This is a genomic window from Polaribacter glomeratus, assembly GCF_002954665.1.
GTDB classification, from domain to species: Bacteria; Bacteroidota; Bacteroidia; order Flavobacteriales; family Flavobacteriaceae; genus Polaribacter; species Polaribacter glomeratus.
The window spans coordinates 981,705-992,361 of sequence record NZ_MSCM01000001.1 but is presented as its reverse complement, the minus strand read 5'-3'; the positions used below and the strand labels follow the sequence as shown (position 1 = coordinate 992,361).

General features: G+C 29.6%; 10 protein-coding genes. 3 read left to right on the top strand and 7 right to left on the bottom strand.

The window, feature by feature from the left end:
* Nucleotides 1-408: 408 nt before the first annotated feature.
* Entirely contained in the window at nucleotides 409-1,194 is a 786-nt protein-coding gene (locus BTO16_RS04230; protein ID WP_105020391.1) for a hypothetical protein, read from the bottom strand.
* A 101-nt stretch (nucleotides 1,195-1,295) separates the two neighbouring features.
* The gene (locus BTO16_RS04225; RefSeq protein WP_105020390.1) at nucleotides 1,296-2,162 is read right to left on the bottom strand and encodes a YkgJ family cysteine cluster protein; all 867 of its coding nucleotides are present in this window, start codon (nucleotides 2,160-2,162) and stop codon (nucleotides 1,296-1,298) included.
* Nucleotides 2,163-2,443: 281 nt separating this feature from the next.
* Here BTO16_RS04225 and BTO16_RS04220 point away from each other — a divergent pair, with 281 nt between their 5' ends.
* On the top strand, nucleotides 2,444-2,830 hold the full coding sequence (locus tag BTO16_RS04220; RefSeq protein ID WP_105020389.1) for a hypothetical protein: 387 nt from the start codon (nucleotides 2,444-2,446) through the stop codon (nucleotides 2,828-2,830).
* A 171-nt stretch (nucleotides 2,831-3,001) separates the two neighbouring features.
* On the opposite strand, the gene BTO16_RS04215 is transcribed toward BTO16_RS04220, so the two are convergent.
* The 4 genes from BTO16_RS04215 to gcvT form a co-directional block, all read right to left on the bottom strand.
* The gene (locus BTO16_RS04215; RefSeq protein ID WP_105020388.1) at nucleotides 3,002-4,210 is read right to left on the bottom strand and encodes a cation:proton antiporter; all 1,209 of its coding nucleotides are present in this window, start codon (nucleotides 4,208-4,210) and stop codon (nucleotides 3,002-3,004) included.
* A 216-nt stretch (nucleotides 4,211-4,426) separates the two neighbouring features.
* The gene (locus BTO16_RS04210; RefSeq protein ID WP_245891974.1) at nucleotides 4,427-5,557 is read right to left on the bottom strand and encodes an SDR family oxidoreductase; all 1,131 of its coding nucleotides are present in this window, start codon (nucleotides 5,555-5,557) and stop codon (nucleotides 4,427-4,429) included.
* Nucleotides 5,558-5,697: 140 nt separating this feature from the next.
* Nucleotides 5,698-6,420 carry a YqjF family protein gene (locus BTO16_RS04205; RefSeq protein ID WP_105020387.1) on the bottom strand — a complete coding sequence of 241 codons (723 nt, stop codon included), beginning with the start codon at nucleotides 6,418-6,420 and terminating at the stop codon, nucleotides 5,698-5,700.
* A 127-nt stretch (nucleotides 6,421-6,547) separates the two neighbouring features.
* On the bottom strand, nucleotides 6,548-7,633 hold the full coding sequence (gcvT, locus tag BTO16_RS04200; RefSeq protein WP_105020386.1) for a glycine cleavage system aminomethyltransferase GcvT: 1,086 nt from the start codon (nucleotides 7,631-7,633) through the stop codon (nucleotides 6,548-6,550).
* A gap of 131 nt (nucleotides 7,634-7,764) precedes the next feature.
* Between gcvT and BTO16_RS04195 the strand changes: the two genes are divergently transcribed.
* Both BTO16_RS04195 and BTO16_RS04190 read left to right on the top strand, forming a co-directional pair.
* The gene (locus tag BTO16_RS04195) at nucleotides 7,765-9,390 is read left to right on the top strand and encodes an aminopeptidase P N-terminal domain-containing protein (protein WP_105020385.1); all 1,626 of its coding nucleotides are present in this window, start codon (nucleotides 7,765-7,767) and stop codon (nucleotides 9,388-9,390) included.
* Nucleotides 9,390-9,611 carry a VF530 family protein gene (locus BTO16_RS04190; RefSeq protein ID WP_104808912.1) on the top strand — a complete coding sequence of 74 codons (222 nt, stop codon included), beginning with the start codon at nucleotides 9,390-9,392 and terminating at the stop codon, nucleotides 9,609-9,611. Before BTO16_RS04195 ends, BTO16_RS04190 begins: the two co-directional genes overlap by 1 nt.
* Nucleotides 9,612-9,673: 62 nt before the next feature.
* Here BTO16_RS04190 and BTO16_RS04185 read toward each other — a convergent pair whose 3' ends face one another.
* On the bottom strand, nucleotides 9,674-10,609 hold the full coding sequence (locus tag BTO16_RS04185) for a sterol desaturase family protein (protein WP_105020384.1): 936 nt from the start codon (nucleotides 10,607-10,609) through the stop codon (nucleotides 9,674-9,676).
* Nucleotides 10,610-10,657: the final 48 nt, after the last annotated feature.

The following is a 10,657-nucleotide window of genomic DNA, read 5'->3' as shown; positions in this document are numbered from 1 at the left end:
ATTCAGGCACACGAAAAATCCAATGCTGATTTTTAAAAAATGGCAACAGACTTAAAGTAATTAATAATAAGGATAAAACTATAAAAAATAGACTCACTTTAAAATATTTATACAAACTTACCAAAAATAGAAATGACTTACAGTACGTTGTTTCTTTTTATCTAAAAAAAAATATTTAAAAAAGGTAAATACATTTTTGTCTAAATGTTTCGTTTTACAAGAATAAAAACCTCGAATTTAGATTTTATTTTTAAAGTTTTTTTGTTTACAAAACTTATTAAAATAGTAATCTTATTCTATGAAAACACAATTCAATTTCTCTGTTATTCTAAAATAGTAATTTTACTATTTTATAAAACTAAAAACTTCACAAATTGCGAAGTTTTTGATATATGTGAAACTAAATTATTATTTTTTAATATAGCTTTCAGGTATAGAAAATTTTTTTCTAAAACCTTTAACAAAATGAATATTAGTAATTTTCGCGCTACCAATTTTATCAGATAAACCGGTTTTAATACTCCAGCCATAATAGCCCCAATTAGTTGCAAACGGAATTTCATTAATCATCTTATAATCTTGATATTTAATAGCATGCGGTTCTTTTTCTGCCACTTCTTGCGTTTTACCAAAAGTAACAATGTAGGCAACATCCTTTAAAAGATGCGTTTTTTTATCCGAATACACAATATACCAATCGTCTGGTGCGTCGCCTATATTTGCCTCAAAAGTTAATTTTGCGACATCAAAATCATTTTTTGACTCTTTTGTTTTAAAAGTATAATCCCATATTGTTCCTTTATCACTCAATTTATATGGATATAAAAAGAAATAACTCCAAATATAGGCATGAAAACGAACGGCTTCATTGTCTTTTAAACTAGGAGAAACAAAAATATTTTCTTTATTTACAAAAATTTCATCACCATTTTTGTACGTAATTTTAGCGATATCGGAAGTTGTCGAAACCGTAACATTTGCATTAAAAACTTCTTTACCGCCAAATTCAACAAAAGCATCAAATTGAATTGCTTCTTTTGTTAAAAATGCGTCCTTTTTATGTGCGATTTCAATTTTTTGAGAAAACGTTTTTTCAATAGATAGTTTTTCAATTTGTTTTATGACTGCGGGTGTTTTTTTACAACTTGTAATAAATAATAAATTTGCGAATAATAGGATACTATATTTTTTCATCTCATCTTTTAAATTAAAACTTTTTAATATAGAATAGGATCGATTAAAAACTATAACCTTACAGTTTTAAAAAGAAAATAAATTATGCTGACAATAAAACATTATTCTTTAGCACCATGATTTTTTGCTGTTTCTATAAAATGATCAGAAATTTCTTTTGGATTTGCACCCAAGCTTCTTGCTAAATGCAACGCAACACCCATTATTAAGACAGAAGCCTTATGAAGCTCTTGAAGTGATTCTACATTTCCAAATTTTTCTTGTGCTTTTAATAATAACAGATTATTATGCTGATGTGCAAAAGCAACAGGATTCTCAATCTCATTGGTAATTTCAGGAATCATTAAGATATCTATCCATTCGTTTCCTATTCTTTCTGATAAAATTTCAGGAAGTTCATTGCCCATTTCTCTCCATAAAACAAGTGTTTTTGTATCTCCGGATGCAGCTAAACCAGAATCTAATAATAACTCAAAAGCAATATCAGCAATGTTTTGCATTATCAATAAATATTCATCTTGTGCCTTTTCAAACGGATTTGCTTCTTGTTCTCTTAGATATTCACCCACACTAAGTTTTGGTAAATCTAAAACTTCTGCGCAATCTGTTAAACAAGGAAATGTAGATCCTTCATAAATATATTGCGCTTTGTTAAATTGTATTTTTCGTCCTAACGGATATAAACGACATGCTAATGGGCGACCTTGATGTACACTACATCCAAAATTATCTACATATTGGCTACATGCTTTTTGTCCTTTTTTATCAGACTTTCCATCAAAAATTAATTGGATACCACCAAATTCTGTGTATACATCTCTAAATTCTCTCGGAGTAATTTTCTTCTCTACACTAAAACGCAACAATTCCCATGGATTTAACATTACAGCTTTTCCAAAACAGCAAGAGCCAGATCTAGAGCAGGTGAGTGGTAATATACTTTCGTTGCTAAGTGTAGTTGTTTGCATTATTTTGAGTAGTTTTTGATCGATTGGTTAAATTATTGATGAATAGCAACGCCGCAAAACGCAGTGATCATTGATTGGTAAAGATATTATTTTATTTTGTCTTAAAGGTACATTGACACCATTTGAGATTGTATTAGATTTCTTCTTTCGGATGAATTAAATGAATGTTCTATAAAGGTTTTGATGTATTTCCGCAGTTGTTTATGAACCATTTTTTAGATAAGTGAATTAATAGTATTACTTTTGATTTCTTAAAATACAATATCCTTAATCTTTAGTTTATGTCATATCAAGAAGTTTTTATCCTTTTCTGGGATCAAGTAAAAGAAAGTGTTCAAGAAAAGCGCTTTGCAAAGCTAACCATGGCAAAAACCATTGGTAAACCTGATTTGAAAAATATTTTTTTGAGACCAATTTATTCGGATGACGGATTTAAGGTTTTACTAAAACTTCGTTACAGATCTAAAGAAACCGAAGATATAGAAGAGACATTAACCTTAGAAGCTGCATTCTCTGTATTGAAACCACATCTAAAAAAGTCTTTTTTGTCTGTTTTATTATTTACCACAACCAAAGATGTTACTTTTAAAATCAATAAAAAAGGAATGGGAAGTATAACCGAATCTTCGCCAACATTTTTTGAAGTTACGCAGGCGGAGAAAGATTAGGATATTTTTAGTATGCTTACCTAAAATAGAAAATTTATTAATTCAAGTTATTATGAAATACTTTTTCTCTTTTTAACATTTTGAAAACAAAATCAAAAAGCAAAATAGAAATTTTTTAGTTATCAAAAATTGATACACAAAAAATCTTTTTTTACAGAAATAATCTAGTAACTATTTCATTTTACTAAAACCCCATTTTAACATAATTGGCGTAGTTATCGTTGTTAAGACACCCATAATTACTAAAATCGAGAATATTTCATTGTCAATTAATCCGGCTTTAAATGCAATATTGGCGATTACTAATTCCATAATTCCTCTTGCATTTAACCCAAAACCCATTACAAGCGATACTTTGTGGCTAAGACCTGCTAAAGAACTTCCTAAATAGCCTCCAATAATTTTTGAGATATAAGAAACCAATACAATTGCAAGTAAAAGTTCAATATTATGAATGGATGAAATATTAAATTCAAGCCCTATACTTGCAAAAAATATCGGAGCTAAAAAGCCCATTGCCAAGCTGCTCGTTGTTTTTTCGATATTTTTTAAATTGTCCTTACCAAGAATAGATTCATTTAACAGCATAGAGGCAAAAAAAGCACCAATGATAAAATGAAAACCTAAAGCTTCTGTAACAGAAGAAAACAAGAGAATAAAAGCAAAGAAAACGGCAAAAAGGGTTTCTTTTCCTTTTACCAACAATAGAAATTGGTTTATTGCATTTTCAAGAAAATTACCTTTACTCGATAGTTTCTTAATCATATAATAACTAAATGCTAATAAGGCAATAAAAGCAATTAATTTTAAAAGTGAAATTAAAGATACTATAGCAATGGCAGAAATTGACATGTTTGTGTCTTTAATATTTAATAAAACACCTAAAATAGTTAAAGCAGCAACATCATCAAAAATAGCAACAGAAATTATTTTTTGACCTGTGTCTGTGTTTAATTTCCCTAAATCCATTAGTATTCTAATACTTACAGGTAAAGCGGTTATCGCAATACAAAGGCCTACAAACATGGTGGTCATCATCTGTAATCCGAAGAAATAACCAACTGCAAATCCGCTTAAAAGCGGAATAAAAAAAGCCATTATAGAAATAATTAAGCTTTTCCCTTTTAATGATTTTAAAATATCGTCTATATTAATTTCAAGACCAGCAAGAATTACTAAAAGGAAAATGCCCAGTTCTGAAATTACTTTGATGTCTTGGGTTGCGTGGATAAGTCCAAACAAACTTGGTCCTAATATAATACCTGCTAAGATTTCTCCAATCATTGCAGGTTGTTTAAAACGTTCAAATATTTCACCAAAAACTTTTGCTGTTACTAGTAAAATAAGAAGATTTGTAAAAAAAGGGAGTTCAAAATCCATGTCTAAAAAAAAATTAAATTTTATAAACGGTAAAAAAAATATCTTTTAAAAAAATAGTTTTTACAAAAGTTGCTTATTTTCTCTAAAAGAATTTAGACATCAATTTGAGCGATAAATTTAGGATAATTTCTTAATATTCTGAATAAAATAAATTCTTTTTAGAAAAAGTTATTTTCGTTAAAAAAGCACTAGGAATTAGCATTAATTAATAGGTTATTAATAACTCTTTCTGAACTTTTTTTGGACTGAAAAATTAATTAAATTCATAAAATTCTCGTGCACTCCCAAAGTTGAATCTAGCTCTAACTGATTTATTAATTTTAAAATTAAATCAGGTTTAAACTGTAAATCGGGAACCGATACATATTTTTCAAAAAGGCCGCCAATACTCTTGTAATATAAAAGTTCGAAAGCATTTAAGTTTTCAGGCTTTTCTGTTAGATATTCATACGAATCAATATCAAAAGATTCTAAAACAGCGCCCACATATTCTTTGTGCAATATTTGATGCGGATTTACAATATTAAGTTCTTTTATAGTCGGATTTAAAAAAGCATACAAAATCGCTTTAGAAACAAAATCAACCGGAACAATATTTAAGCCACTTTCCTTATCGATCCAAATTCTAAAGTTTTCTTTGGATTTATTCGCGTATTTGTCTAAAAATATAGCCCAAGAATAAAACACATCAAATTTTGGTATTTCATATAACGGCGAATCAATTAAACGACCACAAATAATACTTGGTCTTAAAATCTGAGAATCAATATTTTTTAGTATACATGTTTCTTTCACATACAATTCACTCTCATATTTAGATTGCTCATATGGATTTCTAAAATGAGTAACTTTATAGTTTTCAATAGTGTCATCTACTTTTTCATTTTGAATTCCAAATGAATACGCAGTGCTAATGTATATAAAACGGGTTACATTGTTTGGCAACTCGTTTAAAAGTTGCTTAGTTACTAAAAAATTTTGTGTGTGAACTTTATCCTTAGAATCATTGGTGTTTAATAAATTGGTAGAACCAGCACAGTGAATAACTGTGTCAAAATTATACTTTTCTAAAGTGCTTTTATTGATAGCCGATAAATCACTTTGGATAACGGTTACTTTTTCTAAACAAGCTTCTAAGGTAAATTTATTTAAAAAGTCTGGTCTGGATGCATCTTGTAAAATAACTACTAAACGTTGCTGTGCAGATTTTTCAGTCTCCCTTATAATTACAAAAAGATGATTTACTGTTTTTTCAACAATTGCTTTGTGCAACCACTCAAATATAATATGACTTCCAACAATTCCAGATCCACCAGTTAACAAACAATTCATACCTATATTTTGCATTTATTTCAGCAAGTAAACATAGCCCTTTTTAAATTAGAAACGGCACTCTCAAAGCTTTGAGATATGCCGTTTTATAAAGTATAATTTAATGCTAAAATAAATTTTTTATTTAGAAAGTTTTAGTCTCCTTGTAATACAATTTATAAAGTTTCTTTTTTGATGGTTTTCTTGCCTTCAATCGTTATTTTAGAACCTTCAATAAGCATAATTGAAGTTGGTTTTATAGTGTTTAAAAACTTGAAATCTTTGCCGTAAACCAGCTCGAAATCTACTATTATTTCAGAACTTTCTACCTTATATTGTTCCCATCTTGGGTGTGTAACTTGATATTCGTTGGTAATAATATCATTAACTTTTGCATATCCCCAGTAATGTTCGGTAATAAATTCGGTTTCACTATTTTCTTCAATTTTTATAGTTTCTAACGCTGCAGTAACTTTAAAAGATTGCCAAATTTTATTTTTTTCCCAATGATATGCAACACTTCTATTTTTAGTGTTTTCTTCCCATATATATTTCATGGGCATTGTTTCATAATGTTCATTGTAGATCGTGTTCGCTACAAAGGTTAGCATAGGTTTAGATACTATTTCTTTGATAAAAACAGCGCCACGTTTCCAAGTATTGTTTTCCAATCGTTTTACATAAAATCGAAGGTTAACTTCTTCTACTTTACTATGAAATGGAATTTTAATACCTTTTATTTTTGTGTCTAAAAAAAGAAAACCGATTAAACTAACAAAGCATTTACCTTTATATAAATCAAGTTCTGTTCCTGGCGGCACGTATGCTGCTAAAATATTGGGATCAACTTCATAATTTGCAAAAGCCAACTTTCTCCATTCTGCCTTTAAAAAGCTCATTTTTTATCGTTTTTAATAAGGTTTATTTCACCTCTGTTTCCAATATCAAAAATAAGGCTTTAAAACAAAGAAACCTCACTTCCAAAGATTAGGAAATGAGGTTTTTTATTAATTTATTGCTAAAGTTTTATCCTTTATAAAAAGGTAATTTTATAACCGTTGCAGGAATTGCATTTTTACGAACTTGAATATAAATTTGTGTTCCTAATTTAGAAAACAACGATGGTACATAACCCATTCCGATTCCTTTTTGCAAACAAGGACTCATCGTTCCTGATGTTACGTTTCCAATAATGTTTCCGTTTCCATCAACGATATCATATCCATGTCTTGGAATACCTCTTTCATCCAATTCAAAAGCAACTAATTTACGCGACGGTTTTTGCTCTTTTTGTTTTGCCAAAGCTTCACTATTTACAAATTCTTTGGTAAACTTTGTTATCCAACCTAAACCAGCTTCAATTGGCGATGTAGTATCATCAATATCATTTCCATACAAACAATATCCCATTTCTAAACGCAACGTATCTCTTGCCGCTAAACCAATTGGTTTGATGCCAAAATCAGCGCCAGCTTCAAAAACCTTATTCCAGATTTGTACAACATCAGTATTTTTACAATAAATTTCAAATCCGCCAGAACCCGTATAACCTGTTGCAGAAATAATTACATGGTCAATACCTGCAAAATCACCAACTTTAAATTTGTAAAAAGAAATTGCTGCTAAATCTAAAGAAGACAATGATTGCATTGCTTCTACAGCTTTTGGACCTTGAATTGCCAATAAAGAATACTCATCAGAGAGATCCTTTAAATCAGCATTAAACTCTTCATTATATTTAGAAATCCAGTTCCAATCTTTCTCAATATTTCCGGCATTAACTACTAGTAAATACTGATTTTCTTTAATTTTATAACAAATTAAATCATCTACAATTCCGTTTTCTTCATTTGGGAAACAGCTGTATTGTGCATCACCAATTTCTAGTTTAGAAGCATCATTGGAAGTTACTTTTTGAATTAATGCTAAAGCATTTTCACCTTCTACTAAAAATTCTCCCATATGACTTACATCAAAAACACCCAAAGATTCTCTAACAGTAAGATGTTCTGCCGTTACGCCTTCATATTGAACAGGCATATTAAAACCTGCAAAAGAGACCATTTTTGCTCCTAATTTTTCGTGAATTGAATGCAATGCAATATTTATCATTTATTGATTTCTTTAAATTTTAGCTAAAATATTGAAAAAACAGCAATAAACGTTCACTAATATTTTGTTAATATTTTTTATTCAAAAATAAATAATGTTACATTTGAAAAAACTACCAATAAACCTACAAAATGAAAAAATTTAAATTTTTAGTAATTGCTTTGATTGCATTTTCCGTAAACGGATTTTCGCAAACACCAACAGATTATTTATCGAAAGAATTTCATGCAGAAAGACGCGATATTTTACGATCTAAAATGCCAGCAAATTCAGTTACCGTTGTATTTGCAAATCCGATTAGAAATAGAGCAAATGATGTAGATTTCATTTTTCATCAAGATCCAAATTTTTATTATTTAACTGGTTATAGAGAACCAAATGCTGTTTTAGTGCTGTTTTCTGAAAATCAAACAAATGAAAAAGGGGATTCTTATAATGAAATTTTATATGTTCAAAAGCGTGATAAAAGAGCAGAACAATGGAACGGAAAAAGGTTAGGAGCGGAAGGAGCTACAGCCGAATTAGGTTTTAAAACAGCGATGAATGCCGAAGAATTTTTAAAATCGAATATTAACTTTAAAGCTTTTGATAAAGTTTTTATCGAAAAATTTAATGATGATTATAGAAATTTAGGCAATGCAGCAGATATTTTTGATTTGGTAAAAGGTTTTAAAATGAACGCAGGCTATGATCCAAGCCTTTATTTATCCGGAGTAAAAGAATTTGTGTACAATAATATTGCAAATGCACCCATTGAAAGCAGTGCAAATTTAATTCAAAAGATCGCTAGAATTGAAGCCGATTATGAAGAAATTAAGCAGGATAAATTAATTAAAGAATACAAATCTGCCACTACAGACGATTTAAAAAAGGAAATTAAACAAAAAATTACGTTGGCTTTAAAACCAAAAACAAATATTGATATCACTTTTTTATCTGCAAATTTAGCAACAATGCGCGAGGTAAAAACTGCCGAAGAATTAAAACTTTTAACCAAAGCGGTGCGTATTTCTGCAGTGGGACAAATAGAGGTTATGAAAGCAATGAAGCCTCATATGTCTGAAACTGAGTTGCAAGGAATTCATGAATTTGTATACAAAAAATATGGCGCTGAATATGAAGGGTATCCTTCAATAGTTGGTGCAGGAAACAATGGTTGTATTTTACATTATATAGAAAACAATCAAACCAAAGTTGGTAACGACATGGTTTTAATGGATTTAGGTGCAGAATACAGAGGTTTTACTGCGGATGTAACGCGTACAATTCCTGCTAGCGGGAAGTTTACTAAAGCACAAAAAGAAATTTATGATTTGGTTTATGAGGCGCAAGAAGCAGGTATTGCTTTGTACACAATTGGTACGAGCATGAGAGAACCAAATTTAGCTGCAATAAAAATAATTAACGAAGGCTTGTTTAAATTAGGAATTATAAAATCTGCGGATGAAGAGCATCCTTATTTTCCGCATGGAACATCACATCATATTGGTTTAGATGTTCACGATCCAGGAAATTATGAAAATTTTGAAGAAAATATGGTGGTTACGATGGAACCAGGAATTTACATTCCTGATGGAAGTGATTGTGATAAAAAATATTGGGGAATAGGAATTAGAATTGAAGATGATATTTTAGTTACTAAAAACGGACCTGTTAACTTATCTGGTGAAGCTCCGAGAACTACAATAGAAATAGAAAAAATGATGGCTAAAAAATCTGTTTTAGAAGATTTCGTTTTGCCAAACTTAGATAAATAATGAGCACAGAACAACCAAATAATCCGCTTCACGGAATAAAATTAGCAACGATGTTAGAAGAGTTATATCTAGAATATGGTTGGGAAGAATTAGGAAATATTATAAATATTAATGCATTTAAAAATAATCCTACATATAAATCGAGCCTAAAGTTTTTAAGAACGACTCCTTGGGCGAGAGAAAAAGTAGAAAATCTGTATTTAAAAACGATGATTAAATAGTTTTAAAAACTATTTAATTCGCTCTAAAAAATAGTTATCAAATTCTTGACACAAACAATATTCTAAAGTTTATTGTTTGCGTCAAGAATTTTTTGTTGCTGTTTAATTGTAAGTGTACTGCCGTCATGACTCCAACCAGGAGCCCCAAATGCATACATAAATTTATGTTGCCATTTACTTGATTTCTTCATATCACTCCAAATATCTTTATATTCATGCGTTAATATGGTAATCGGGTTATACGAATTTGGCGGATGACTTACGCCATATTTTATTTCTATTTCTTCGTCAAGTTCTTTCCAAGTTCCGAAAACCTTATCAAATATATTTAAAAAACCGCCATGATTTTTATCCATATATTCGAAATTTTGGGCATGATGCACTTGATGCATAGTATGTGTATTAAATACTTTTTCGATTATTCCTAATTTAGGAACATATACAGAATGCAATTGAAATTGCCATAAAGCTTCTATTCCTAAACAAACCACTAACATTTCTGGTGGAAAACCAATCGCAACAATCCACATATAAAAAAAAGGTTTGTATAAAATAGTAAACCATCCGTTTCTAACAGCAGTACCTAAATTAAAATTATCCGAAGAGTGATGTACAATATGAGCAGCCCAAAGAAAACGCACATTATGGTTCTGTCTATGAAACCAATAATAGCTAAAATCATCTAATAATTGACATAAAATCCAAATATACCAAGCATACCCAAAAGATTCATAACCCATAATATTCATACGAACACCATCTATAATTGGGTTAAAAAGGTCATACACAAAACTAAAAAGTACAATAGCAGCAATGGTTTTTGTTAAAGGAGCTAAAATTGCAGAACCAACACCCATGGTAAGACTTGCCGCTAAATCTTTCCATTTATAAAGACTTTTCTTTTCTTCTTTTTTCTGATGTTTGCTGTAAGTTAACTCAAGTAAAATAAGTCCTAAAAAACAAGGAACTCCGTATACAAGTGGATTTGTAAAATTCATTTAATGTATATTTTTTTTAAAAATATTGACTTATTAATTCAGAAAAAA

What these genes read in the sequence shown, in the direction of transcription:
- BTO16_RS04190 (WP_104808912.1), top strand. Translation starts at nt 9,390, where the DNA reads ATGAGCACAGAACAACCAAATAATCCGCTTCACGGAATAAAATTAGCA.
- BTO16_RS04205 (WP_105020387.1), bottom strand. Translation starts at nt 6,420, where the DNA reads ATGAGCTTTTTAAAGGCAGAATGGAGAAAGTTGGCTTTTGCAAATTAT.
- BTO16_RS04185 (WP_105020384.1), bottom strand. Translation starts at nt 10,609, where the DNA reads ATGAATTTTACAAATCCACTTGTATACGGAGTTCCTTGTTTTTTAGGA.
- BTO16_RS04220 (WP_105020389.1), top strand. Translation starts at nt 2,444, where the DNA reads ATGTCATATCAAGAAGTTTTTATCCTTTTCTGGGATCAAGTAAAAGAA.
- BTO16_RS04210 (WP_245891974.1), bottom strand. Translation starts at nt 5,557, where the DNA reads ATGCAAAATATAGGTATGAATTGTTTGTTAACTGGTGGATCTGGAATT.
- BTO16_RS04225 (WP_105020390.1), bottom strand. Translation starts at nt 2,162, where the DNA reads ATGCAAACAACTACACTTAGCAACGAAAGTATATTACCACTCACCTGC.
- BTO16_RS04195 (WP_105020385.1), top strand. Translation starts at nt 7,765, where the DNA reads ATGAAAAAATTTAAATTTTTAGTAATTGCTTTGATTGCATTTTCCGTA.
- gcvT (WP_105020386.1), bottom strand. Translation starts at nt 7,633, where the DNA reads ATGATAAATATTGCATTGCATTCAATTCACGAAAAATTAGGAGCAAAA.
- BTO16_RS04230 (WP_105020391.1), bottom strand. Translation starts at nt 1,194, where the DNA reads ATGAAAAAATATAGTATCCTATTATTCGCAAATTTATTATTTATTACA.
- BTO16_RS04215 (WP_105020388.1), bottom strand. Translation starts at nt 4,210, where the DNA reads ATGGATTTTGAACTCCCTTTTTTTACAAATCTTCTTATTTTACTAGTA.